The 26,611-nt window shown below is 41.7% G+C and carries 25 protein-coding genes; 20 read left to right on the top strand and 5 right to left on the bottom strand.

Annotation, left to right across the window (positions count from 1 at the left end):
* Position 1: 1 nt before the first annotated feature.
* The 9 genes from AACX33_RS14495 (at position 2) to AACX33_RS14455 (ending at position 10,709) form a co-directional block, all read left to right on the top strand.
* Positions 2-1,162: a serine/threonine-protein kinase gene (locus AACX33_RS14495; protein ID WP_227788689.1), complete on the top strand. Its 1,161-nt coding sequence runs from the start codon at positions 2-4 to the stop codon at positions 1,160-1,162.
* A 115-nt stretch (positions 1,163-1,277) separates the two neighbouring features.
* On the top strand, positions 1,278-1,985 hold the full coding sequence (locus tag AACX33_RS14490) for a sirohydrochlorin chelatase (protein WP_193998881.1): 708 nt from the start codon (positions 1,278-1,280) through the stop codon (positions 1,983-1,985).
* Positions 1,982-2,761: a uroporphyrinogen-III C-methyltransferase gene (gene cobA / locus AACX33_RS14485; RefSeq protein ID WP_193998880.1), complete on the top strand. Its 780-nt coding sequence runs from the start codon at positions 1,982-1,984 to the stop codon at positions 2,759-2,761. Before AACX33_RS14490 ends, cobA begins: the two co-directional genes overlap by 4 nt.
* 515 nt (positions 2,762-3,276) lie before the next feature.
* Positions 3,277-5,793, top strand: coding sequence for a glycosyltransferase (locus AACX33_RS14480; protein WP_193998879.1), 2,517 nt, complete (start codon positions 3,277-3,279; stop codon positions 5,791-5,793).
* A complete protein-coding gene (locus tag AACX33_RS14475; protein WP_193998878.1) occupies positions 5,793-7,562 on the top strand; it encodes an ABC transporter ATP-binding protein in 1,770 nt (589 codons plus the stop codon). Before AACX33_RS14480 ends, AACX33_RS14475 begins: the two co-directional genes overlap by 1 nt.
* Before the next feature lie 34 nt (positions 7,563-7,596).
* Positions 7,597-8,214, top strand: a complete 618-nt coding sequence (locus tag AACX33_RS14470) for a class I SAM-dependent methyltransferase (RefSeq protein WP_193998877.1) — start codon at positions 7,597-7,599, stop codon at positions 8,212-8,214.
* 37 nt (positions 8,215-8,251) lie between these two features.
* Complete coding sequence (locus tag AACX33_RS14465; RefSeq protein ID WP_193998876.1) at positions 8,252-8,689, top strand: GNAT family N-acetyltransferase; 438 nt, start codon at positions 8,252-8,254, stop codon at positions 8,687-8,689.
* A gap of 33 nt (positions 8,690-8,722) precedes the next feature.
* On the top strand, positions 8,723-9,922 hold the full coding sequence (locus tag AACX33_RS14460; protein WP_193998875.1) for an FAD-dependent monooxygenase: 1,200 nt from the start codon (positions 8,723-8,725) through the stop codon (positions 9,920-9,922).
* Between the two features lie 28 nt (positions 9,923-9,950).
* On the top strand, positions 9,951-10,709 hold the full coding sequence (locus AACX33_RS14455; RefSeq protein ID WP_193998874.1) for a methyltransferase domain-containing protein: 759 nt from the start codon (positions 9,951-9,953) through the stop codon (positions 10,707-10,709).
* 157 nt (positions 10,710-10,866) lie between these two features.
* Here the strand turns inward: AACX33_RS14455 and AACX33_RS14450 are convergent, their stop codons facing one another.
* Positions 10,867-11,931 carry a response regulator gene (locus tag AACX33_RS14450; RefSeq protein WP_193998873.1) on the bottom strand — a complete coding sequence of 355 codons (1,065 nt, stop codon included), beginning with the start codon at positions 11,929-11,931 and terminating at the stop codon, positions 10,867-10,869.
* Between the two features lie 1,265 nt (positions 11,932-13,196).
* On the opposite strand from AACX33_RS14450, the gene AACX33_RS14445 reads away from it, so the two are divergent.
* The 11 genes from AACX33_RS14445 (at position 13,197) to AACX33_RS14395 (ending at position 22,793) form a co-directional block, all read left to right on the top strand.
* On the top strand, positions 13,197-14,126 hold the full coding sequence (locus tag AACX33_RS14445) for an RluA family pseudouridine synthase (RefSeq protein ID WP_416209813.1): 930 nt from the start codon (positions 13,197-13,199) through the stop codon (positions 14,124-14,126).
* A gap of 701 nt (positions 14,127-14,827) precedes the next feature.
* Positions 14,828-15,349 carry a phycocyanin subunit beta gene (locus tag AACX33_RS14440; protein ID WP_193998872.1) on the top strand — a complete coding sequence of 174 codons (522 nt, stop codon included), beginning with the start codon at positions 14,828-14,830 and terminating at the stop codon, positions 15,347-15,349.
* 79 nt (positions 15,350-15,428) lie between these two features.
* Complete coding sequence (gene cpcA / locus AACX33_RS14435) at positions 15,429-15,920, top strand: phycocyanin subunit alpha (protein WP_193998871.1); 492 nt, start codon at positions 15,429-15,431, stop codon at positions 15,918-15,920.
* Between the two features lie 233 nt (positions 15,921-16,153).
* Entirely contained in the window at positions 16,154-17,014 is an 861-nt protein-coding gene (locus tag AACX33_RS14430) for a phycobilisome linker polypeptide (RefSeq protein WP_193998870.1), read from the top strand.
* 38 nt (positions 17,015-17,052) lie between these two features.
* Positions 17,053-17,298 (top strand): phycobilisome linker polypeptide, encoded by a 246-nt coding sequence (locus tag AACX33_RS14425; protein ID WP_089091907.1) that lies wholly within the window; start codon positions 17,053-17,055, stop codon positions 17,296-17,298.
* Positions 17,299-17,308: 10 nt separating this feature from the next.
* Complete coding sequence (locus tag AACX33_RS14420; RefSeq protein WP_193998869.1) at positions 17,309-18,139, top strand: HEAT repeat domain-containing protein; 831 nt, start codon at positions 17,309-17,311, stop codon at positions 18,137-18,139.
* Positions 18,140-18,219: 80 nt separating this feature from the next.
* Positions 18,220-18,819, top strand: a complete 600-nt coding sequence (locus tag AACX33_RS14415) for a HEAT repeat domain-containing protein (protein WP_193998868.1) — start codon at positions 18,220-18,222, stop codon at positions 18,817-18,819.
* 39 nt (positions 18,820-18,858) lie between these two features.
* Complete coding sequence (locus AACX33_RS14410; protein ID WP_193998867.1) at positions 18,859-19,698, top strand: phycobilisome rod-core linker polypeptide; 840 nt, start codon at positions 18,859-18,861, stop codon at positions 19,696-19,698.
* Between the two features lie 37 nt (positions 19,699-19,735).
* Positions 19,736-20,479 (top strand): phycobilisome rod-core linker polypeptide, encoded by a 744-nt coding sequence (locus AACX33_RS14405; RefSeq protein ID WP_193998866.1) that lies wholly within the window; start codon positions 19,736-19,738, stop codon positions 20,477-20,479.
* Between the two features lie 140 nt (positions 20,480-20,619).
* Positions 20,620-21,387 (top strand): phycobilisome rod-core linker polypeptide, encoded by a 768-nt coding sequence (locus AACX33_RS14400; protein ID WP_193998865.1) that lies wholly within the window; start codon positions 20,620-20,622, stop codon positions 21,385-21,387.
* 155 nt (positions 21,388-21,542) lie between these two features.
* Positions 21,543-22,793, top strand: a complete 1,251-nt coding sequence (locus AACX33_RS14395; protein WP_193998864.1) for an AAA family ATPase — start codon at positions 21,543-21,545, stop codon at positions 22,791-22,793.
* A 75-nt stretch (positions 22,794-22,868) separates the two neighbouring features.
* Here AACX33_RS14395 and AACX33_RS14390 read toward each other — a convergent pair whose 3' ends face one another.
* The 4 genes from AACX33_RS14390 to AACX33_RS14375 all read right to left on the bottom strand — a co-directional run bounded on the left by AACX33_RS14390 (position 22,869) and on the right by AACX33_RS14375 (position 26,584).
* Positions 22,869-24,059: a hypothetical protein gene (locus tag AACX33_RS14390; RefSeq protein WP_193998863.1), complete on the bottom strand. Its 1,191-nt coding sequence runs from the start codon at positions 24,057-24,059 to the stop codon at positions 22,869-22,871.
* A gap of 340 nt (positions 24,060-24,399) precedes the next feature.
* Positions 24,400-25,206, bottom strand: a complete 807-nt coding sequence (locus AACX33_RS14385) for a pentapeptide repeat-containing protein (RefSeq protein WP_193998862.1) — start codon at positions 25,204-25,206, stop codon at positions 24,400-24,402.
* A 10-nt stretch (positions 25,207-25,216) separates the two neighbouring features.
* Positions 25,217-25,858, bottom strand: coding sequence for a hypothetical protein (locus tag AACX33_RS14380; RefSeq protein WP_193998861.1), 642 nt, complete (start codon positions 25,856-25,858; stop codon positions 25,217-25,219).
* Between the two features lie 93 nt (positions 25,859-25,951).
* Positions 25,952-26,584 carry an HD domain-containing protein gene (locus tag AACX33_RS14375; protein ID WP_193998860.1) on the bottom strand — a complete coding sequence of 211 codons (633 nt, stop codon included), beginning with the start codon at positions 26,582-26,584 and terminating at the stop codon, positions 25,952-25,954.
* Positions 26,585-26,611 lie beyond the last annotated feature (27 nt).

Raw genomic sequence — 26,611 nt, 5'->3', positions numbered from 1 at the left:
TTTGCTCCAAGACCGTTATCACTTGCTGCGGTGTATTGGACAGGGTGGCTTTGGCAAAACTTACTTAGCTGTGGATGAACACCTTCCTTCCAAACTCAGGTGTGTAATCAAACAACTCTGCTTTCAGGAGTCAAATCGGGAAAGCTGTGACAAAGCAGTAGAATTATTTCGTCAGGAAGCAGTTAGTCTGAATGAATTGCAGCATCCCCAAATACCGAAGTTATTAGGTTACTTTGAACAGAAGCATCAGTTATATTTGGTGCAGGAATTGATTTTAGGACAAACCCTAGAACAGGAACTGCAAGCACAAGGAGTTAAAAACGAATCCCAAATTGGGGAATTACTCCAAAATTTGTTACCAGTGCTGCAATTCATTCATGACCGAAAAGTGATCCATCGGGATATTAAGCCAGCAAATATCATGCGTCGTCTACCCCAAGGGGATTTAGTTCTAATTGACTTCGGGGTGGCGAAACACGTCACTACGACAGCATTGTTACAGACAGGGACAACTATCGGTAGCCCAGAATATATTGCTCCTGAACAAACACGGGGTAAAGCTTTACCAGCCAGTGACCTTTACAGCCTGGGTGTCACCTGCATTTACTTACTGACGGGAATTCCTCCCTTTGATTTGTTTGATGTCATGAGCGATCGCTGGGTATGGCGTGACTATATATTAAGTGAAAATCGGGTAAGTCATGCATTGGGTCAAATTCTGGATAAACTGCTGCACAATGCCCTTTCGGAACGTTATCAATCTGCCGGTGAAGTTCTGCAAGCCCTGAATGTAGCCACATTACAACTCGGTAATTCCCAAGTAGAACTTGATTACAGCCGATTACGCGATTTACTGGCCTTTCACAAATGGAAACAAGCAGACCAAGAAACTTGGGTGTTGATGTGTGAAGCACTCTCGAAGCCAATTGGTAGCTATCTTTTTTGTAGTGATTTAAAAAATTTGCCAGATGAGACTTTACAAATAATTGACCAATTATGGTTAAAGTACAGCAAAGGGCATTTTGGGTTCAGCGTCCAGAAGCAAATTTACGAAAGTGTTGATGGTGACTATGGCAAATTTTGCGCTGCTATTGGCTGGAGTGTTCATAACTCCAGCTTTAGTCCTCAAGTCTTTTTGAGTTGGTCTGTCCCTAAAGGCTAGTTTCCTTCACGGATTGGGGCTGGTGGAACTCAATTGTGGCAAAATATTCAAATTTTAGTCTCCAAGCTACCAAGCTGTTACCCTAAAAATAGCTCCTAAAAGTGAAACTTTTTCCATGACATCTGCGTATTTACTGGTATCCCACGGCAGTCGTGACCCCCGCCCAGAAGTTGCTATGCAGCAATTAGCGGGTTTAGTGTCTGATAAATTGGGTAATAGCAAACATCTGGTAGGTATTGCGGCTTTAGAATTACAACCTGAACCTTTACATCAGCAGATTCAACAATTTGCGACTTTAGTTGACGGGGTTGATTGTTTGCAGATTGTACCGCTATTTCTGCTACCGGGTGTCCATGTGATGACGGATATTCCTGATCAGATTGCTGTGGCAAAACAGGCTTTGGGTGAAGATATGATCATTAACCTGCAACCCCATCTCGGTAGTCATCCGGGTTTAATTACATTACTTTCCCAGCAAATGGCGACGATGAAAGCCGAAACCACAATTTTGTTAGCTCACGGTAGCCGTCGTCCTGGTTCCCTAAAACCAATAGAAACCATAGCCGCCAAGTTGGGAGCCGTAACGGCTTATTGGGCTGTAGCTCCTAGTTTAGAATCACGTCTACAAGATTTGGTCGCTGCTGGAAACAGGGAAATTGCAATTTTGCCATACTTTTTATTCACAGGTGGCATTACTGATGCGATCGCTCAGTCCATAGAAAAGTTAAAATTACAATTTCCTACTGTGACTTTCCAACTGGCTGCGCCTTTGGGAGCAAGTGCAGAATTAGCTGAGATAATTGGGGATTTATTAGATACATGAGCCGCACAGAGAAAGAAGCGCAAAGCTGTTGGGGTAAGGTTTATTTGCTAGGTGCGGGGCCAGGAGATCCAGGACTCATGACCCTCAAAGGTAAGGGTTTATTAGAATGTGCAGATGTAGTCATCTATGATGCTTTGGTAAGTCCAGCAATTTTGGACATGATTAATCCCCAAGCTGAAAAAATCAACGCTGGTAAGCGCATGGGGAGACATTCATTATTACAAGAAGAAACCACGCATTTGTTAATTGAAAAGGCGCAGGAACACGCAATAGTGGTGCGCCTCAAAGGTGGCGACCCATTTATTTTTGGTCGCGGTGGCGAAGAAATGGCAGATTTAGTAGCAGCAGGGGTATCTGTGGAAGTTGTGCCGGGAATTACATCGGGAATTGCGGCTTCTGCTTATGCCGGCATACCTTTGACTCATCGTCTTTATAGTTCTTCTGTTACTTTTGTGACAGGACATGAATCAGCAGGCAAGTATAAACCGAAAGTAAATTGGCAGGCGATCGCTCACGGTTCAGAAACCATTGTCATTTACATGGGTATTCACAATCTACCTTATATTGTGGAACAGTTAAATCAAGCTGGGTTGGATTTACAGACACCCATAGCCTTAGTCCGTTGGGGTACACGACCAGAACAAGAAGAATTGATTGGGACTTTAGCAACCATTGTTCAGCAAGTTGAAGAAACAGGATTTAGCGCTCCGGCGATCGCAATCATTGGCTCAGTAGTAAATATGCACAGTATTTTATCTAAGTGTCGTCCTCTGTAATTTTTAGAGAGTGTATTTCCTGACCTTTCGCCGATTTTTCTGGCAATTTTAAGTAAAAACACAGTATTCAAACAAAGTTAACTAATTTACCATAATTACATTCTTACTTGAACTTTGGAGACAGAGGCAAATTTTCCAGCCGCAGTTCATACCCCCCGGATGGAGCCGTTCTGGTGGTGGGCATGAACCTATAAATTAAGCTGAACATCCTATAATTTGCATACTGTTAGTTAATACAACTCTTGTGGGGTGGGCATTCTGCCTGCTCAGGATGTGCAAATTCAAAGCGGAACAGCTGAAAACCGTTTAGTCAGTCAGCTAGCTGTAATTTCCATCAGTGAATTTACGGACGAATACGTTCGAGTTATAGCTAAGACAGTAGAACCAAATAGTCATCTTCTACAAACAAGATAGAACGAAAAGCTACACCCAATTCTTAGCCCAAATTTACCAAATTCTATTTGGTAGTTTTTTGCTGAAAAATTAAGGATTTTTGATGTCTGGAGGGCAGAGAAATGCCAACTATTAAATATTTGTCTTTAAATCGGCTGCGAGTTCAAGGAAAGTTTTTCTTTGCAGGTGAAGAGAAAGTTTTTTTAAAGGGAGTGAGTTATGGTCCTTTCATCACTGGAACTCACGGCGCGCCCTTACCAGAGGAACCCGTTATTGAGAAAGACTTTGAACTCATGCAAGAATTAGGTGTGAACTGTCTACGAGTGTATATTGTTCCACCGGGCTGGTTCTTAGAATTAGCTGAGTTCTATGGTTTGCGAGTTCTGGTTGGGATTCCCTGGTCACAACACATTACATTTTTAGATTCAGAAACACTTAAATCAGAAATTCTTCAGACCATCGCCCATGCAGTGCAAGCCTGTCGCCATTATCCAGCAGCATTTGCTTATTTAGTCGGCAACGAAATCTCACCCGACATTGTGCGCTGGTACGGAGCCGCCAAAATACAGGCATTTTTGCAAGAATTGATGGCAATTGTGAAAGAGAATGACCCCAATGCACTGGTTAGCTATGCCAACTACCCTTGCACAGAATATCTCAATTTAGATTGCGTTGATTTTCTCTCTTTCAATGTATATCTGCACAGCGATCGCGATTTTCGGGGATATCTGTCTCGGTTGCATAATCTAGCAGTGGAGAAACCTTTAGTTTTTAGCGAATTTGGCGCTGATTCCATCCGTGAAGGACTAGATACACAAGCAGCAATTCTCTCCCAAAAACTAGCAGCTAGTTTTGAGATGGGTGTCGCCGGCACATTTATCTTCTCCTGGACAGATGAATGGTTTACAGGTGGTCATGCAATTCAGGATTGGGCATTTGGCGTAGTCACAGAGAATCGCCAAAACAAACCAGCCTTTAAAGCAGTGCAGCACTATTATCAGGCTTCTTTACCCCCTGCATTAACAGAATATCCCCAAGTGTCTGTGATTGTCTGTGCTTATAATGCCGAGCGCACAATGGAAAGTTGTCTCGCATCCTTAGAGAAACTGAACTATCCCAATTATGAAGTAATCGTTGTTAATGATGGTTCCACAGACAGAACTCTAGAAATTTGCCAGAAATATCCTCACATCAAACTCATCTGTCAGCCCAATTACGGGTTAAGCATCGCCCGAAATGTCGGACTAGAAGCCGCAACAGGAGAAATAATTGCCTACACCGATTCAGATTGTTATGCTGATCCCGACTGGCTCACTTACCTCGTGATCACATTTCAATCAACAGGGTTATCTGCTGTCGGAGGTCCCAACTTTCAGCCTCCTGAAGATTCCCTGATTCCCTCCTGCGTCGCAGTTTCTCCCGGTTGTCCCACCCATGTGCTTCTAGGCGATGATACAGCAGAGCATATTGCAGGCTGCAACATGGCATTTCTTAAAAAAGCCCTCCAAGAAATAAATGGTTTTGACCCCCAGTTTCGCGCCGCAGGAGACGATATCGATGTTTGCTGGCGACTTCAGGATCAGGGATACACCATTGGTTTCAGCCCAGCAGCGATTGTTTGGCACTACCGACGCAACACAGTCAAAGATTATTTAAAGCAACAGCGCGGCTACGGTAAAGCAGAAGCACTGGTTTATTTCAAACATCCCTATCGGTTTAATCTCTTCGGACAGGCTCGCTGGATGGGACGGATTTATGGTGGTCTTGCTGCGGCGATGATTTTGCAGACACCTGTCATCTACTCAGGTGTGTTTGGACGAGGGTTGTTTCAAACACTCTATCAGCCATCAGTCCCCATGTTCGCTTACCTGCCCCTGACATTGGAATGGAATCTCCTAGCACTACTGTTAATTGGGCTTTTAGCAGTAACTGGAAACAATCCACTCTGGGGAATCGCACCATTTATTCTGTCCTGGCTAATGTGCTTCATCGGAGCATGGCAAGCACCCATTGATACACGATTTCAGGGATTGCGTGGTCGGTTACTCGTAGCATTGCTGATTTATTTAGGCCCCTTGGTTCGGAGTTGGGAACGATATAAATGGAGGATCAAAGGACTGGGGAAAGTCGATCCTGTTCTCCAGCAAACAACACAACAAAAACTTCAGATTTCTTGGTTACAGCGTGAAATCTACCTTTCCTACTGGACAGACTCTGGATTAGAGAAAGAAAGTATACTTCAGGGCATGATGGATTTTCTCACATCCCGCAAGTATTTTATGGCGGTCAATGACGGTTGGAGCGATTGGGATTTGACCATATATCGAGGCTTGTGGTCACGGGCGCTGATTCGAGTTTGTGCAGAAAATCACGGTGGTAATCAACGAGTGCTGCGGGTCAAAAGTACCTTCTGTATGTCCCGTCTGACTGTAATTGTTGTGATTGGTTGGGCATTAGCGACCATTGAGTGTTTTTGGCTAAAAATGCCCTTAGTGGTAATAACAGCAATGGGCTTGGGTATATTCAGCGCCATCCTGATCATTACTGAAAGCATTGCTTTTGCACTCACTCTCTACTCGGTGATTGAGGCTGTAGCCTACGGTCTCAACTTTGTTCCCGCCCCCTCGTTAAAACGCTGATGAATTCCTTGCTGCGTCGCACCTTTTCATACCTATTTCCTTACAGATGGCAATTTGTCATCTCCCTATGTCAGGTGTTTCTGATTAGTGGGTTTGAGCTATTAAAACCTTGGCCTTTCAAGATTGTGCTTGACTTCGTTTTGGAGGACAAGCCCCTTCCCTGGGGGATGGTTGCTGGCTTATCTGGCGTTCTTTTGTTAGCAGCTTGCTGCTTGGCTACTGTGCTGATCTACGCGGTGTCTGCTATTCTCAGCTTGTGGAATAGCTATACCACCATCAGTTTTGGGCAGAAAATGGTAAATGATTTGCGCGGCGAGCTATATAAGCATTTGCAACGGCTGTCTCTCAAATTCCATAATCACTGGCCAGTGGGTGATCTTGTCTACCGCATCACCGCAGATACCTTTGCAATTCAAACCTTGTGTACAAATGGGTTACTTCCCATCGTCTCTACCCTGGTTTTAATCGTGGCTATGTTTGTGATTCTGCTGCGTCTGGATGTTCTGCTTACCCTCATCGCCTTGGGTATCTGTCCAGTCCTGTTTTTTCTTCTATCTTTCTTAAACCATAAAATTAGTTCCGCAGCTTTGCGCTCTCGACAAGCCGAAAGTGCTATTTATTCGCTTGTGCAGCAAGGAATGTCTTCGATTCGAGCGATTCAGGCATTCACGAAGGAGGAAGATGAATACCAAAAGTTTATCAGAGCTAGTCAGGGTAGTCTGAATGCGAATCTCCGTTTTTACCTAATCCAAAGTTTCTACGGTGGGATCACCAATGTGGTGATTGGAGTCTGGGGTGCTGTACTGTTGTGGATTGCGGCTCACCATGTCATGGCTGGGACTCTGACTATTGGGGGATTAATTGTGTTTATCTCCTATCTAGCATATCTACTGGCATCAATTCACCAGTTAAGCCATACCTGGGGACTGGTTGAAGGCGCAATGGTAGGGGTGCAGCGTGTATTTGACTTACTGAATCGGGAATCGGATTTGCCGGACGGTACAAGAGTTCTCACTGCGGAAGCAGCCAGAGGAATCATTGCTTGGGAAAATGTATCGTTTGAATATTTGCCTGAGTTTCCTGTCCTGAAAAACATTAACTTGGTGGTAGAGCCTGGTGAAAAAATTGCCATTGTCGGATCTACTGGAACCGGGAAATCTACTTTAGTCAACCTGCTGGCAAGGTTCTATGATTCTCAACAAGGGCAGATTACAATTAATGGTAGAGATATTCGCGAATTCACCATCAAGTCTTTGCGAGATCAGATATCAATGGTGTTGCAACCTCCCCTAGTTTTTCCGACAACTATCCGAGAAAATATTGCTTATGGGCGATCGCATTCCACCCTGGATGAAGTGATTGCATCTGCAAAAGTGGCTCATATCCATGATTTCATTTGCCAACTTCCAGACGGATATGAAACCCTGATTGGTGAACAGGGATCTACCTTGTCCGAAGGACAGAAACAGCGTTTAACCATCGCTCGTGCCATTTTACGAGATGCTCCGATCCTGATTTTGGATGAACCCACATCGGCTATGGATACAGAAACCGAAGCATTAGTTATGGATGGGTTAGAGCAGTTAATGGCTGGTAAAACAACCTTCATAATTGCCCATCGTCTTTCCACAATTCAACACACTGATAAAATTATCGTCATGCAGTTCGGTCAAGTTGTAGAGCAAGGAAGTTTTAATGAATTAATGGCTCAACCAGGAGTGTTTTCAACACTTTATCAAATGCCGTTTCGAGAACACCAGTATCATTGACAGTGTATGTAGTTACCTTTGATAGGAGTACAAAATGGGTTTCTATTCACAAAAAATATTTCCTTATCTCCTCGATTGGTCGCTATCAGATTCCAAAATTGGCGAATACAGGCAACAAATTTTAGCACAAGTAAAAGGGGAAGTGCTAGAAATTGGTTTTGGTACAGGTTTAAATCTTTCCTACTATCCTAAATCACTGGAAAAGCTCGTTACCATTGACTCTAATCCCGGAGTTAATCAATTAGCGCAAAAACGTATTCAATCATCCTCTATTACAGTAGACAATCGCATTTTAAACAGTGAAAAATTACCAATGGCAGATAACAGCTTTGATAGTGTGGTCAGCACTTTCACTTTATGCAGTATTGCCAAAGTTGAACAAGCCCTGCAAGAAGTATATCGAGTATTGAAACCGGGAGGAAAATTCTTTTTTTTAGAACATGGATTGAGTAATGCACCTAAAATACAAGTTTGGCAAAACCGCTTAACACCAATACAGAAAATTATCGGAGATGGCTGTCATTTAAATCGTAATATTAGACAATTAGTTGAGCAACAATTTGATACTGTAACTTTAGAAGAATTTGTTGGTGAAAATTTACCAAAGATTGCCGGATATCTATATAAAGGTATCGCAACAAAAGCAAATTAATTGATTATAGATATTCATATCTAACAGCAGGATAGAAATGATTTTTGCAGACATTGAGTATCAGGACAAAGCAGAAATTACCCGTAATCAGGTAATTAATCTGTATTCGGAATGTGGATGGTCATCAGCACAGAAGCCTGAGAAACTTTTGTTAGCACTTGCCAACTCGCACACAGTGATTTCAGCATGGCATCAGAATTTGCTGATTGGTCTTGGTAATGCCATTTCAGATGGTGCTTTGGTTGTTTATTACTCTCATTTATTAATATTGCCAGCATATCAAAAAAGAGGCATAGGACGGGAAATTATGAAACGTCTACAAAGTCGTTATATTAATTTCCATCAGCAAATATTACTGTCAATAGATCATGCTGTTCCCTTCTACGAAAAACTTGGTTTTCAGGATTCACAAGGTGTCACACCAATGTGGATATATGATGGGAATGATATTGATGTTGCCAAAAAGCATGATTGATAGTCATCGCTAAATGTTGCTAGGAGGTATGAAGTGGCACAAATTATCATTGTCGGTGCAGGTCCCACAGGTGCAGCACTAGCTTTACTCCTAGTAAAACGTGGTATTAATGTAACCCTCATTGAAGCGGCAAAAGACTTTAATCGTATATTTCGCGGTGAGGGATTAATGCCTAGTGGGTTAGATGCACTCACACAAATGGGACTATCTACACTGTTAAATGATATTCCGACTCGAAAACTCGATGGGTGGGAGTTCATAATTGAGGGAAAACAATTATTTCGCGTAGACGAACCAATGGGGTCAACTCGTCCCTGTACATTAGTATCACAACCGCCACTGCTCAAAGCACTAATTTCCGAAGCTCAAACCCATGATGGATTTGAATTTATCCAGGGTGTTTCTGTCAAAGATTTATTTTCGAGTCATGAACGTGTTGCTGGTGTCATACTCAGTGATGAGCGACAACTGACTGCTGATTTAGTAATTGGGGCGGATGGTCGTAACTCAACTCTGCGGGAACGTGCTGGATTAAAATTAGTAAGTCAGCCCAAAAATATCGATATTCTCTGGTTTAAGTTGGCAGCTAGTCCCCAGTTTGCAGATGATAATGTGTTTCGGACGATTGTAAATAACAATCGCATCTTTAGCATCTTTCATGGAGCAGAGTCAGGTAAACTACATTTAGCTTATGTAATCTCCGCCAACGAAAAAACCGACTACAAGCAAGCAAACTGGGCAGAAATTTTCGCCTCACTATCACCCTCATGGTTAGCAGAACATTTCCGCAATCATGCAGACAGCATCGAATCTCCCATTAAGCTGTCTGTTGTGGTTGGTTGTTGTCCACAATGGTACGCACCAGGGATACTGCTTCTAGGTGATGCTGCACATCCCATGTCTCCTGTCCGCGCTCAAGGTATCAATGTCGCATTGCGTGATGTGATTGTCGCTGCTAATCATCTAGTCCCGATATTGCAAGCAGACGCGGAACACCAAAAAATTGATGTCGCACTATCAGAAATTCAAGCAGAACGTCAGCCAGAAATTATCCGCGCCCAGCAACTCCAGTTACAAGAAGCCGCACAAGGCGAACTACTGCGAAAAAATTTCCTAGTGCGATCGCTCTTGGTTCAATTTGCGCCCTTACTCAGTACAATAATTAAATATTCTTGGTTAAGGCGACAACGTGAGATGCGCGAGGGCATAACAAAGGTGAGCTTAAAAGTGTAATGTTTTACAAAAGAGTACGAAATAGCGCGTGAACAATCAACAGCAAGATATATTTTTTCAAATTCATCAGGGTATACCGAGGGAAGCGCCTGGTGATTCTGAATCTACGAAAAATGCTTTTTTAAAGTTGATTGATTTGCCACCACATCCCAAAATTCTAGATATTGGTTGTGGTCCTGGCTTTCAAACTTTAGACTTAGCCAGCTTAACTAATGGCACAATTATTGCTATCGATAATCATCCTTTTTATGTAAATGAACTCAAACAGAAAGTATTGCATAAAGGATTATCAAAAAAAATCACCGTACTCAACGCTGATATGTTTGCTCTTGATTTTCCTGATGCAACTTTTGATGTGATTTGGGCGGAAGGTTCAATATACATTATGGGGTTTGAAAGTGGATTGAAGCAGTGGAAACCCTTGCTCAAGCAGAAAGGTTACTTAGCAGCTTCAGAACTTACATGGCTGAAACCTGACGCACCAAAAGAATTAAAAGAATTTTGGAATGCGGGTTATCCAGCCATGCAGGATATTGAAGGTAATCTAAAAATTATTCAAAATAGTGGCTACAAAATCATTGATTATTTTGTACTCCCAGAATCAGCTTGGTGGAATCATTACTATAAACCTTTAGAAGAAAAATTACAGGGTTTAAGAAAGCATTACCAAGATGATACAGAAGCTCTGGAAGTGATCAATATGGAGCAATTGGAGATTGACCTTTATCGAAAATACTCTGAATATTACAGTTATGTGTTTTACATTGGGCAAAAAAATGCTAACTAATCATATAACTGATACAGCAGAAAATATATTTATTAATTATATTAACGAGAAAGTTATATAGCATTTCCTAGTCTAATAAAGTACAAAATTATCTGCGTTTATCTACGTTCATCTGCGTTTAATTATTACTGCTTATACCTCACTTGAATGGGAATTGCTATACCATATGTTGAAAGATTATTTTCAATAAATCCCCTTGTGTAAAAGGCTTAGGTAAAAAGCCGGAAGCTCTAACTAGTTTAGCTTTAGCTCTATCTATCAGCCCTGTTTTAGCAGTTACCATAATTACAGGTGTATTTTTCAAAGATGAGTGCTTACGTAACATAGAGCATAGTTCATACCCGTCTAAATGAGGCATATCAACATCTAATAAAATTATGTCTGGTTTGGTGCGGAGAATTTGCATTAAAGCGTTCAAAGAATCGGTAATTGTGATCACAGAAAAAATTTGGTCATCTAAATAATTTTTAATAGTGTTTAATACCGTAAGACTGTCATCAATACAAAATATTGTGTAGAGCTTTTTCTGAGTGGGTGGTGTAGTTCCCTGACCGCTATTATAGATAGGATGAATATTGTGAGTTGATGCAGCGTTAGAGTATGCCGTTTTACTGCCTTCGCTGACTCTAGGAGATGGTTTTGCAGATTGTGGCTGATTTAACCGCACAACTGGCGATGTCTGTTTGTAGGTTTCCTCACGGCTACCCGTTTGATACTGTTCGACTAATAAACGGATGTTTAGATGACAGTACTTTGGCATATCATCGAGAAAGCTTTCCGGGAGAAATTCATAACTTCCCTCTTCTAAGCTCAAAAATGTCTCCAAGACTTCTAGCGCTAATTGCTCTATGAGCATTGCTGCTTGTGCCGGGCTGATGTATTTTTGACTTACTAACCAACAAATAGCCAGATAATCTGGGTTCGGTATAGCCTGATCCTCAATCCCATTTTCAAATATCGCCTGTAACTGCTCATCGATTCCGCGAGGAAGAGTAGAAATTTGCTGACTTAAGCTTTGCAAGTTGCGGTAAAGCGGCTCAAACATTTTCTCAGAGTAGCAGGCATAAATCAGCTTACCTTCTTCTATATAGATTGACCAAGAGCCAGATGTGCTAAATACTTGTAAACAACCATTAACAGTCTTACTAGTAATTTTTTTTAAAAGAGATATCGGTTGAAGTTTTTGAAAAAATCTATATCTACTAATGGGAAGTGTCTTCATCGGCACAGATTTGAGATATAATTAACATCCACTGTCGAAATTAGTGAATCACCTTTTCGGAATTCACCACGAGAGTTTCAGAAGTAGTGTTCAGCTAAATATAGCGGTCAGATTTGAGTTAGTACAGAGATTCTTCACCCCTAACTCCTAATTTCCCAATATCTGCTATGCTATAGTTCAACAAACAGCACTTGACTGTGGTAGACCCAGCTATGCTGTGGAAAAACATTCAAATAATTCCACTGCTTACCGGAAAATAGGATTTCAAAAATCAATTTGATTGTTTGTGATTTCGCTAATTTGGCTAATTTAACAGTAACTTAAGTCCCGCACAGAAACTATTGGCTCTAGCCCATCAGTAGCAAAAGTATTGCTATTCTCCGTATTTTCCAGATTTATATTCCAGCCAATAAGCACTTCAAGCTCTGCTCAACTAAGACAAACTGTGTTTTACTTGACTAAGTAGCTGTCCGGGTCAGTGTATTACACAAGTTTGAGATTATCGAGTTTCTCTCTAGTCAGGTTTAGGCAAAATTATCGCTTCCACAACAAGAATGGTAAATTTTCGCCAAAGGCGAGTTAGTTGAGCAAAGGTGGAATAGAGTTGATTTTCGGTAAACCAATAGCTCGTGAGGATTCGGAACCTGTGAGGGTAACCGAAACTGAAGCTGCGAGTTGTCACCCCCGGCATTCATGCATGGGGTAATTCAGTTGATAAAATACTGGAAAAATGTCTAGTGTTGTGTGCTGATAAATATTCCCCCTGCACCATTTTGAGTGCTAGACCTCATAATTTACAGCTAAACCCACAAAGTATAGTAGATACCAGCAAAATAGCTCTTTTCAGCTAAATGGTAGATCGCAAATAGTTTGCTTACTAGTTTTTAGATTACTATAATTTTTGCAGAAAATCTCAAAAATTTTGTGAATATTATAATGAATAAGTAAAGGAAACGTGAATAAAAATTAGTGACATTTTTATCTGATTTTTTTCCGGAAAGTCTACTTTAACAAGAGTTCCCGTGCTTTCACGGTATTGCCAAATCATTCATAAATATGATGTTACATGAATATCGATAACACAGAGAAGAGTAGTAATTACGGTAAGTATGGGATTATATATAGCCCTGAATGAGTCATGAAATTCTTGGTTTCTGTTCTCGACCTGCTTCAAGTCATTTCTGCGGCGGCAGTTCGTTAAAATTAACAAAGTGGCAAGCTCTCCGTGCTTTACTGCCAGAAAGAGGAATTAATTCAGAACAATTGTGACCGCATTTAATTTACAAGTCGAAGAAACAGGCGATCGCCTTGACCGCTACCTTTCAGAAAAATTACCTGATTTATCCCGTTCTCGCATCCAGCAATTAATTGAACAGGGTAATGTTCAACTGAATGAGCAAATCTGCACAACTAAAAAAGTCAATGTCAAAACAGGCGATCGCATTACCTTAGAAATCCCAGAAGTTCAACCCCTGCAAGTGCAAGCTGAAGATATTCCTCTAGATATCCTTTATGAAGACGACCAATTACTGATTCTCAATAAACCTGCTGGTTTAGTCGTCCATCCTGCACCAGGTCATCCCGATGGGACTTTGGTTAATGCTTTGTTAGCACATTGTCCCAATCTTCCAGGAATTGGCGGTGTCCAGCGTCCAGGGATTGTGCATCGATTGGATAAGGATACAACAGGGGCGATCGCGATCGCTAAAACCGATATTGCCTATCACAGCCTCCAAGCACAACTCCAAGCAAAAACTGCAAGGCGAGAATACTTGGGTGTAATTTACGGTGCGCCCAAAACCGAAAGTGGCATTATAGATTTTCCCATTGGTCGCCATCCCCAAGATAGAAAAAAAATGGCAGTAGTCCCTATAGAAAAAGGTGGACGTAATGCGGTAACTCATTGGCAAATTCTAGAAAGACTAGGAAACCAGACATTAGTCCTCTTTCAACTAGAAACGGGACGCACCCATCAAATTCGTGTCCACAGCGCTAAAATCGGTCATCCCATCGTCTGCGACCCAATTTATAGTTCTGGTCATTCCGTCGGGGTCAAGTTACCCGGTCAAGCACTGCACGCTTGGCGATTAAAGTTACAACATCCAATCTCTGGGAATTTGATCGAGGTGACAGCTCCCCCTCCTCAAACATTCACAACTTTGCTAGAAATTCTCCGGCGACGAGTTGCTAGTTAGAGTTATAAACATATCATCCTTAAGGTAGATGCGTTCAATACGAGCGTTGCATACAGATTAAGCAAGAAGGGGTAGAGGACAAAAAGAAATAGGTGGGACTTGACTCCTCCCTATTCCCCTATATTTAGATTTGTAAAGTTTTTTGGGCTTTTTTGCTGTAAAAAGATCAGTTGATCACCATTTTAAGTAACAGGTCAACACATTATCTTAATATCTTTTAATAAAAACTGCACTGGCTAAAAATACTCATAAAAACTGCCATGTCCTGTATTTTCAATACTTCTAGAAAAATTAATAAAATCTAAAACTCTGGAATTTTCCAGCGATTTGTCACAAACATGAAGTAATGTAAAGCAATTTTAGGCAATTTCTCAGGCAAAGTCCTTATATGTAAAGCATTTGAGGTGGTTCTTATTTGGTCATTTTATTTATTCATAATTTGTAACAAATAAAGGATCTATGGCATTGTATAAACATAAGCTGAAGGGGTTAAATGACAGACAAAAGTCAAACAAGGCATCCATTTAATCAAGTTTGCCGATTTCTCATAAAATTACCCCAGGTTCTCATAATTGCTCTTTCATCTGGTGACAGGGAATTATGAGACTAAGGTGAGAAGCGGTTTGATCCCCAATCTGTTTTTAACCATAAACATTGCCAGTTTTAATCTAGACATCTCAAAACTTAGGAGATTGAAGTCCATGACATTAGACGTATTTACCAAGGTAGTTTCTCAAGCTGACTCCAGAGGCGAGTTTTTAAGCAACGAGCAACTAGACGCTTTAACCACCGTTGTTAGAGAAGGCAACAAGCGTTTAGATGTTGTTAACCGCATTACAAGCAACGCTTCAGCTATTGTTACCAACGCGGCTCGTTCTTTGTTTGAAGAACAACCCCAATTGATTGCTCCTGGTGGTAACGCTTACACCAACCGCCGTATGGCTGCTTGTTTGCGCGACATGGAAATCATCTTGCGTTACGTCACCTACGCTATTTTGGCTGGTGATGCTAGTGTTCTTGATGATCGTTGCTTGAACGGCTTGCGCGAAACCTACCAAGCTCTAGGAACTCCTGGATCTTCCGTAGCTGTCGGCGTTCAAAAAATGAAAGAAGCTGCTGTTGGTATTGCTAACGATCCTAACGGAATCACCAAGGGCGATTGCAACCAATTGATATCTGAAGTAGCTAGCTACTTTGATCGTGCTGCTGCTGCTGTTGCTTAATATCACTAACAAAGTCCATACCTAAGAATTTAGGTAATTCAGACCAAAATTTTACGAAATACCAAGGAGATTTTAGAAAATGGTTAAAACACCAATTACCGAAGCGATCGCATCAGCTGATACCCAAGGACGTTTCTTAGGCAACACCGAACTGCAAGCAGTTAACGGTCGTTATGTACGTGCTATTGCTAGCATGGAAGCTGCTCGTGCTTTGACCTCCAACGCCCAAAAATTGATTGATGGTGCAACCCAAGCTGTTTACCAAAAATTCCCATACACCACCCAAACACCAGGACCTCAGTACGCTGCTGACAGCCGTGGTAAGTCCAAGTGCGCTCGTGACGTTGGTCACTACCTACGCATTGTTACCTACAGCTTAGTTGCTGGTGGTACAGGTCCTTTGGATGAGTTCTTGATTGCTGGTTTGGCTGAAATCAACAGCTCCTTTGACTTGTCTCCTAGCTGGTACGTTGAAGCTATCAAGCACATGAAAGCTAATCATGGTTTGAGTGGACAAGCTGCAAACGAAGCCAACACCTACTTTGACTACGCTATCAATGCTCTTAGCTAAATAGTATCTTGCCCGGATCAGGATGCAAGTGTTGGATGGAGTTAGTCAACCCTTTGGGGTTCACCAGTCGCTCATTTGGGAAACCAAAAAGACCGTTCTGGCTCATCTAGCAGTTGAATCTCGCTCCGGGCAGACTTTTATCTAGCAAAGAAATAAAAAAAGAAAAGCTTTAGTAAAGTCAGCAGTCGGTACAAATAGCCGAAATGCAAATAAAGAAGAATAGGTGAATAAAAATGGCAATTACAGCAGCAGCATCTAGGCTCGGAACAGAGCCTTTTAGCGATGCACGTCGAGTAGAACTGCGCCCCAACGCCAGCAAAGATGAAGCAGAGCTTGTGATTCGTGCGGCTTATCGGCAAGTTTTGGGTAACGACTATTTGATGGCATCGGAACGTCTAGTCAGCGCCGAATCACTCCTGCGGGATGGCAATTTGTCGGTGCGGGAGTTTGTCCGCAGCATTGCGAAATCAGAACTCTACAAAAAGAAGTTTTTTTATAACAGTTTCCAAACTCGGTTGATTGAACTCAACTACAAGCATCTTTTGGGTCGCGCTCCCTATGATGAATCGGAAGTTGTGTACCACTTAGATTTGTACGAGAACAAAGGGTACGACGCGGAAATTGATTCCTATATTGATTCTCCAGAGTACCAAAATAACTTCGGCGAAAGTATTGTTCCCTATTATCGTGGTTTTGATACTCAACCAGGACAAAAAACCGTCGGCTTTACCCGGATGTTTCGGTTGTACCGGGGTTATGCCAATAGCGATCGCGCGCAGGTAGAAGGGACTAAATCCCGTTTAGCGCAGGATTTAGCTAGTAATAAATCTTCTTCCATTGTGGGACCATCAGGAAGCAATGATAACTGGAATTATCGTGCTTCATCAGATGTCGCTCCTAAGAAGAATTTAGGGAATGCTGTTGGTGTAGGCGATCGCGTGTACCGCATTGAAGTTACAGCAATCCGTGGTTCTGGCTATCCGAGTACCAGACGGAGTAGCACAGCATTTATCGTACCTTACGAGCGACTCTCTGACAAGATCCAGCAAATTCACAAGCAGGGTGGCAAAATCGTCAGCATCACGTCAGCTTAAGGTAACGTTACCCAAATCAATAGAGGAGATAAGAAGTAATGTTCGGTCAAACCACACTTGGGGCTGGTAGCGTTTCTTCATCTGCAAGCCGAGTATTTCGTTATGAAGTCGTAGGCTTGCGCCAAAACGCAGAAACTGACAAAAATCAATTCGATATTCGTCGCAGTGGCAGTGTGTTTATCACAGTGCCATACAGTCGGATGAACGAAGAAATGCAACGCATTAACCGCTTAGGTGGCAGAATCATCAATATTTCACCATTGAGCGCTGAAGAAGAAAACTAATTTCCACCGCATGAAAGAACCCAGTGCGTCAGAATATTCAGCAGAAAATGCGCCCCAGTTGACACCAGAGTTAGCACTCGCCAACCTGCAATCATCAGATTTAAGTCTCCGCTATTACGCAGCTTGGTGGCTGGGCAAATTTCGAGTTAACCACCCAGATGTCGTAGATGCCTTAATTGCAGCGTTAGAGGATGAAGCCGACAGAACAGAAATGGGAGGTTATCCACTGCGGCGCAATGCTGCCAGAGCATTGGGGAAATTAGGTGATGCCAAAGCTATACCAGGCTTAATTAAATGCTTGGAATGTCATGATTTTTATGTGCGCGAAGCCGCAGCCCAGTCCTTGCAAAAGCTGCGGGATAAAACTGCCGCCCCAGCACTCATAAAAATGCTAGATGGGGGTGTTGCTCAGGCCGTGCAAGTAATGGGTCGCCCTCATCTCACCCAGCCCTATGAAGCGGTAATAGAAGCCTTGGGAGCTATTGGTGCAACTGAGGCTATTTCTTTAATTTCACCGTTTTTAGAGCATGAAATCCCAGCAGTGCAGTGTGCTGCCGCTAGAGCAATGTACCAACTAACACAAGACCCCGCCTATGGGGATAGATTAGTGAAAACGTTGTCCAGTGGTGATCTGAAATTGCGCCGCCTGGTTTTAGCGGATTTGGGTGCAATTGGTTACATGACAGCAGCAGAAGCGATCGCGATCGCTAAAGCAGAAAATAGCTTCAAACTCATTGCCCTGAAAGGATTACTAGAGCATCAACTCACCCCAGAGTTAGATGTTTTGTCTGTTTCTGACAATGCTATCCAGGTGATGAACTTGATGGATTCACTTTTGTAATAATTCGTAGTTCGTAATTCGTAATTCGTAATTCGTAACTACGTACTATGAATTATCAATCATGAATTGGAGCGCAGGATTTGACTGAGGAATTAATTCGTGCCGTCGCCCAGGCAGATACACCAGCCAATATGGTAACGGCAGTACAAAACTTGGCAGCAGCAAAAGATGTCGCCGCTATTCCCACGTTAATTGCGGTGTTTGGTTATAACAACCCATCCGCAGCGACGGTGGCGGCGGCAGCATTGACCGAAATGGGAGAAATAGCAGTGCCACAATTGCTATCCCAAATAGACGATTATAACTATGGCGCACGGGCTTATTCGATTCGTACTTTAGCAGCGATCGCAGACCCCCGTGCCATAGACGTTTTAATCACAGCCGCAGCTACAGACTTTGCTCCCAGTGTCCGCCGCGCTGCTGCCAAGGGATTGGGAAATTTAAACTGGCATAAACTCGAATCTGCCGAGAGGGAAACAGCGCTGAAAAAAGCATTGGAAACCTTGTTGCTAATTTCCCAAGACTCAGAGTGGTCAATCCGTTATGCTGCTGTTGTCGGTTTACAAGCCTTGGCGAAAATACCTGATTTGCAGCAAACCATTCGGACGAGACTAGACCAGATGCTAGCCACTGATGACGAAAAAGCAATTCGCGCTCGTGTGCATCTGGCTATTTCCTGACTCTTGCCTTACATATCATAAAACAAGGAAAAAGTAAATATGTCAATACCATTACTGAATTATTCATTTACCACGCAAAATCAGCGTGTTGAAGGCTACGAAGTACCCAACGAAGACACGCCCACGATGTATCGGTTAGCAGATGCTACCTCAGATACAGATATTGATGCCATCATCTGGGCAGCATATCGGCAAATCTTTAGCGAACACTTAATCATCGAAAGCAATCGCCAGAAATTTCTGGAATCTCAACTGCGAAATCGGGCAATTAACGTCCGCGATTTTATCCGGGGATTAGGTAAATCGGAAGTTTACCGCACACAAGTAGCAGATATCAACACCAACTACCGCTTAGTTGACATCACCTTAAAGCGGTTTGTCGGACGCGCCGCCTACAACAAAGACGAGGAAATTGCCTGGTCGATTGTCATTGGTACTAAAGGATTACACGGTTTCATCGATAGCTTGTTAGACAGTGAAGAATATCTGCAAAACTTTGGCGATGACATCGTACCCTTCCAACGCCGTCGCTATAAAGACAGACCCTTTAACTTAGTGAATCCTCGCTACGGTTCATACTGGCGCGATCGCATGATGTTGGAATCTATCGGTGGTCGTTCCTTCTATAGCGCCCGTACCAGCGGATATTTAAGCAAAGAAGATATTCGTCGAGTTATTCCTGCCAATTTCATGAGTATGGCCGGGGAAATTCTCGCCCCCGAACGTAACTACCAACGAACAGTAGCTACAGTCACCTCACAAATCAAAGATATCAAGATTCCCGACAACTCCCGCGAAATTGGTACTCCCCAACCAACCATGAAACCTGTAGCGGTGGCTCTACCTTATCGTTACATCCCTGCAAATCCTACCAACTAAGTCATCAAACTCAAACAACTGATAACTGATAACTAAAATGACAATCCCTTTACTAGAATACAAACCCAGTTCCCAAAATCAGCGCGTAGCTGGTTACGAAGTCCCTAACGAAGATACACCCAGGATTTACCGCATCGAAGACTGTGCTTTTGATAGTGAAGTCCAAGAATTAATTTGGGCAGCTTATCGGCAGCTTTTTAGCGAACATGAAATCCTCAAATTCTATCGCCAGACCAACTTAGAATCTCAGATCAAGAATCGAGCCATTACCGTGCGCGACTTCATCCGGGGTTTAGCTAAGTCCGAAGCCTTCCGGAATTTGGTAGTGCAGACCAACTCTAACTATCGGTTGGTAGACATTGCCCTCAAACGGATTTTAGGTCGTGCGTCTTACAACAAAGACGAAGAAATTGCTTGGTCAATCAAAATAGCCACCCTCGGCTGGAATGGTTTTGTTGATGCTTTAATTAACTCTCAAGAGTATCAAAGCAACTTTGGCGACAATATAGTTCCCTACCAACGGCGACGCAACAAAGATAGACCCTTTAATTTAGTCACACCCCGCTACGGTAACTACTGGCGCGACAAGTTAGAAGATGCGCGCTATAAAGCAGGCGACATCAAGAACTTCATGGAATTAGCCAACTCCATCGAAATCAAGATGCTGAAGTTTACACCAGTTAACCTCGCCAGCGTTGAAATTCCCGACATGGCCAGGGATATCAACCCCCAAGGTATTCCGGTTTCCATCAATTCCAGCGCCAATTTCCCCGTGCGCTAAATTACTTCGGAATTAGCTCTACCTATCAACATAATGGGGGAGAATGAGTAAAGCATCAGTGAGGGTTTGAGGATTCAAACCTCCTTGAGTTTTCCGAGTCAGCTTTTTGTTCACATTGTTAATAAAAGGAAGAACGCAGTATGTCTCTGCCATTACTTCAATACAAACCCAGCAGTCAAAATCACCGAGTCGCGAGTTTTGGTGTGGCTGACCTGAATGAAGATACACCATATATCTACCGCATTGAAGATGTCAGTTCTTACACTGATATCCAGAGCATCATTTGGGCAGCCTATCGCCAAATTTTCAGTGAACATGAAATCCTCAAGTTCAACCGCCAGAAGACTTTAGAATCTCAACTGAAAACTGGTTCCCTATCTGTGCGGGACTTCATCAGAGGTTTAACCAAGTCTGAAGCCTTCTATCGTTTAGTTGTCTCGTCAAACAACAACTACCGTTTAGTAGACATCACTCTCAAGCGTGTATTAGGCCGTGCGTCTTACAACAAAGACGAACAAATTGCTTGGTCAATCGTTATTGCTACCAAAGGTTTTGGCGGCTTCGTTGATGCTTTAGTAGACAGCGAAGAGTACACCAACAGCTTTGGTGATAATATCGTACCCTACCAACGCAAACGCATGGAAGGTCGTCCCCACAACTTGGTAACTCCTCGTTACGGCGAAGACTTCCGCGAAAAAGTTGGTACAGTCGAAACCGATTGGCGCTTCACCTTGGAGAAGTTCTACACCCGCAAGTTCCAAGAAAAACGCCTCCCCGAAGGCGACCCCCGCAAATATGCGGACATGGCAGCATCTATGAGTGGCAAAGGAAACTACGGTCAAAAGCTTTCTGCATTTGATATTGATTATCTCAGTGCAGTTCCTTACCGTGGTGGTAACAGACGCTAGGATTTAAAATCTAATTGTCTCAAATTTTATACTGGGTCTAGTTTTTGCGTTGATGTGACGACGGGTTTGCAGTTTTTCTGTTAGCTGGGCGTTGCGTTAACTGGAAACTAGACCCAGTAGCTTTTAATATGGTGAAGGTCTAAAGGAGTAGTCAAATGCTAAAAGAACTTCATTTAAATTCTGTTGGACCTGCTTCCCAATTTGATGTTGAATTTGCTGATAGACTCAACATTTTTACTGGGGATAATGGACTAGGTAAAAGTTTTTTACTTGAAGTTGCTTGGTGGGTACTCACTGGAAATTGGGTAGACCAACCCGCTTATCCCCAAAGAAATACAGATGAATTACCAAAAATTATCTCCAAAGTTAATACCCGAAATTGGGAAATTCTTTTTGATGAGATAGACAATGAAAGCAGCTTTAATTTTTCAGAGCAGAAATGGCAAAAAAATTTGTCTTTGAGTGACTCATCAAAAAATATTGTAATTTTTGTTCGTGTTGATGGTGGGTTTTCAGTTTTTGACCCTGCTCGTAAGCGGGATTTAGCTTATAACTTTGACCCAGATACACTTTGGAATGGCTTAAAATTAAAAGGCAAAGTTGTTTGTAATGGTCTAATTCATGATTGGGTTAAATGGCAAAATCAGGCACAAAAAACGCCATTTCAACTTTTATCTCGTGTCATTAAACAACTTGCACCTCATCCTGATGAATGGATAGAAATAGGAGAACCAACGCGAGTATCTGTGGAAGATGTGCGTGATATTCCTACAATTAATCTTCCTTATGGAAATATTCCCATTATCCAAGCATCAGCAGGAATGAAGCGTATTCTGGGACTTGCGTACTTGTTGGTATGGGCTTGGTACGAACATGAAAAAGCTTCGGAACTCCGCAGACAAGAACCAATGAATCAAATAGTTTTATTAATTGATGAAGTTGAGTCTCACCTACATCCACGCTGGCAAAGAGTTATATTACCCTCTATTTTATCTGTGCTAAATGAGTTCCAGTCAAATATGAAAGTACAAGTTTTAGCTACAACTCATTCGCCCTTGGTACTTGCTTCCTTAGAACCAATTTTTGATGAAGAACAAGACAAATTATTTTTATTTGAACTGGAAAACGGAAAAGTTTCCTTGGATGAAATATCTTGGGTTAAACAAGGAGATACAGTTGGATGGTTAACATCAGAAATATTTGGACTCAAACAAGCTCGTTGTCAAGAAGCAGAAACAGCGATTGAAGCCGCAGAAGCATGGATGCGCTATGATGATATGAATAATTTTCCAGAACACTTGAGAAACCAGCCACAAATTCATCAGGAATTGCAAAAACTTTTACCCGGACACGATCCTTTTTGGCCTCGTTGGATAGTAACAGCAGAAAAAAGAAATAGCGGATGATTAGGGGCATCGTCACTATGTTGTTAAAGTTGACATAATTCTTAATTATTTTTTTTTAGTATTAGAAATAAATTTTTAATAGATAGGATTATTAATAAATAATTTCAATGTGGGTTTTGCTGTAAGATTATTAATACCTCCTGGCGTTGGATCATAATAATGTAAGTTAGAATAACTATCATCAGATAAGCTTAGATTATAAGCAGTCATTGGATCTAAAGGATAATCTTTGATTATTTCTGTAAAAACCTTATTTGGTTCAAATGCAAAAAATAATCCGTTAAGTGCTTGATTAGGAGAATCAAGTAAAGCACGTAAATAGTATGGATTATAAATAGCACTTAAATAAACTTTATAATATCCTTTGGCATAAGGATTATAATTTAAATGAGGAGAAATATATTCTGCATTTTTTAGGATTGTATCAGGCAGTAAATAGCCAACTACTTTACCCATTCTAAAATCTTCATCAATAACAACAAAAATAATGACATCTTGACGATGTTCTCCTACTAAACAATTTTGATTTACATTCCACCAATTTCTCTTTCTTTTAGTATCCAGTTGAAAAGTTTTAATATCGAGTTTTAAAATGCTTCCATCCTCTTTGGTTAGAAGAGTCCAGTGTGAAAAATCGTATTCGTCACCACTAGGATGATCCTTAAGATCAACCCTAGATATGGAAAGTCCACATTCGCCAGCCCAAGTTGCAAAAACAAATTCTCCACACTTACCAATCCAGGCATTATAGTTATTATTAGGAAAAGTTCTATTAGCCCAAGTGTTGGCAACCAGTTTATCCTCTGTGAAAATAACGGTAGTTTCATTGCTAACTACATTACTAAATAAAAAATCATTCCACCATTTTTTATCTAAATCTCTAACATGATCTCGTAAGCAAAACCTCATATAAGAATACATCCGAGCTATATCTATAAATTCTTGCAATTTTTTTTCCCCTTTGAATTGAAAAACCTTTGCAAATGCTAAACATAGATTACGATATCCTTGATGATATTCAAATACAGCATAAACTTCTACAAAATAAGGCTTGCCTTCCGATTGCACAACATCAAAATTAGGGCAAGCTATTTCATAATTAAAATCATCTTTTTCAGGTAAGCAATAATCGTCATCTAAAGGACTCCAACCATATTCTCGTCCTTCAGATTTTGCGATTTTTAATCTTTCTTCAAGCATTTTTGACGTAATTTTAAATGCTTCGCAATTGGTTACAGTTGTAAAATTAGGCTTTAGTTCTTCCATTCTAACTACTTTATTAAATTCCAATCAATTTCACCTTTGCGATCAGCCTAAATAAGGCTGAATGGTAAAAATTCAAAGTTTTTCTTGATTTAACTTAATAGCCTTATAATACTAGTAATTTAGTAAAATTATTGCTAGTTAAAACAAGAATTACTAATAAGTTAATACCTACCAGATTACAATGATCAAATTTTATTTATTTTCATTTTCTCCAAGTTATTTTTTGTGCTTACTCTCTAAACAAGGTTTAGTATTCGTAACCAATAAACCAATACCTCCTGCGAAAAAAATCTGAAATAATGAATTTGTTTATTCCTCCAACAAAGCGAGTATCAATATCCTAATCACATTTAGATAAATCAGGCATGATTGTATCCTGAAGATTAGCACCTTTGAGGTTAGCACCTTGGAGTTTAGCACCCCTCAAATTCGCTCCTTGGAGATTAGCCTCAGCCAAGTTTGCTCCTGTGAGGTTAGTCCAAGTTAAGTTAGCACCACTCAAGTTAGCTTGACTAAGGTTAGCTCGGAATAAATATGCGCCACTAAGGTGAGCTTGGTGCAAATTAGCTTTGTAAAAGTCAGCTTGATAAAGGTAAGCTCCGTTTAATTGCACTTCGTACAAATTGGCTTCACTTAAGTCAGCATTAATTAAGTTGGCTTCAATCAAATTGGCAAAACCAAGGTTAGCCCTGATTAACTTCGCTGCACCTAAATCTGCATCTCTCAAGTTAGCGTCTCTCAAGTCAGTTCCAATCAGGTTAGCTTCAGCAATAATTGCACCTTGAAGATTGGCTGTACTTAAGTCAGCTCCAATGAGATTGGCGTAACTCAAATTTGCTTGGGTAAGTGTAGCACCACTCAAGTTAGCCACACTCAAGTTAGCCTCGCTCAAGTTAGCTTCTATCAGCTTGGCTTTGTGCAGGTTCGCGCCACTCAGGTCAGCATTACTAAGGTTGGCTCGCACGAGTAAAGCATAACTTAAATCGACTTTGTTTAAGTTGACTCCTTGGAGGTCTGCGCCTCTGAGATTTTCTCCTTTGAGGTTCGCGGTGCTAATATCTAGTTTCATTTGGGGATTTTGCTGTCTCCACTCTATCCATTGGACTGCACCTGCTTTGAGTAAAGCTAGATGCTCTCGATTTGCCATGTTTTCTCCTTTACTCGTTTCCCCCACCCTGGGGATTTATTCGACCAGCTACATTTTCAATGGCTGCTAATGCTCCAGCTGCACCTGCGAGAATGTCCTGCTCTGCTCCACCTAAGTAAAGCCGTCCAAAACTTCCCACAGCTTGGACTTCCAGGATATTAATTGCTGCTGCTTTCTCGGCTTCATTCGCAGCTAGTGCGGCGTAAGCAGCTGGCTGAACTTCTAATACATATAGTGTTTCTCCGGCTAGAATTAGCTGTCCTCTGCGTGTGCGGTTAATGAGTTGGGTTTGGTAAGCATCGATGTTACGGATAATCTGGTTAGAAACTACACGGGGTTTTAGTCCGTCTTCTTTTTCGACTCCTAGTGCTGCTAAAATCGCTTGACCAGCAGCCCGCGTTTCTCCTTGAGAGCTAGAATGAATTTCTAATAATCCGTATAGTCGTTCAACTATCTGCACTCCTGGGCGCACTGAGGCTGATTTGAGTGCTATATCTGTAATGCGATTAATTTCAATACCCGGAGAGATTTCAATCCACAGTGATGTATCTCCCGGTAATGGCAGGAAACCTTGGGATACTGTTCCCATATAGGCTGCGTGTTGAGGTTGCAGGTTGTCGAGAAATACAAAACTGCGTAATTCTATTCCCAAGGTTATGCTCTCCAGTCATGAGGATAAAAGTAGTCTATGGCCATGTGTGAGTGTAACCTTAAAACTACCATAAGGTTTGGTACTACTGTGTTATTACCCATGACTGTGGTCAAGTGTTTGAATTTCTGCTTGGAGATTGGAGCGAGCGGATTGTTCGGCAACCTCGAACATCAAGGGTGTATGATAGATCCGCTGCTGCTGCAAAAAATGCGCTAAAACTTGTCTACGACCTGTAATATATTCGCATTCTGACAACCATGCATATTCTTGGCGAATAGCATGGGCGTATTCTCTATACTCTTCTGGGTTAGTTGCCAAAATTGCTAAATCTGCATCGAGTAAGACTTGGCTATCATAGTCTTCTGTAGCAGCTTGATGATGTTTAGTGTTTAGAATAAGACGGGTAACATTAGTAATATCACTGTGAGGAACACCCAAAATATTCAACATATTAAAAGCATAGTCAGCGCTTCTTTCTTCGTTATCTTGAGCTTGAGAATTATATACTACATCATGAAACCACGCCGCTAGTTGCACAGTGGGGAGGTCTTGAGCGTAGGCTTGTAAAGTATCAATTGTGCTGAGGACGTGATCAATGTGTTTAAATGTGTGGTAGTGGCGATCGCTAGTAGAATAAGCTGCAACTAAATCAGTAAAGGCTTGCTCAGATGCTAATTGGTCAACTGCAAAGCTTTGGAGTGTCTGCTGCCAATGAAATAATCGCATTGCTACCTTGTCAATTGATCAAAGTTT

The sequence above is a fragment of the Nodularia sp. LEGE 04288 genome, assembly GCF_963896525.1.
Taxonomy (GTDB): domain Bacteria; phylum Cyanobacteriota; class Cyanobacteriia; order Cyanobacteriales; family Nostocaceae; genus Nodularia.
The sequence above is the reverse complement of the archived record's forward strand: the minus strand, read 5'-3'. Positions and strand labels throughout refer to the sequence as shown.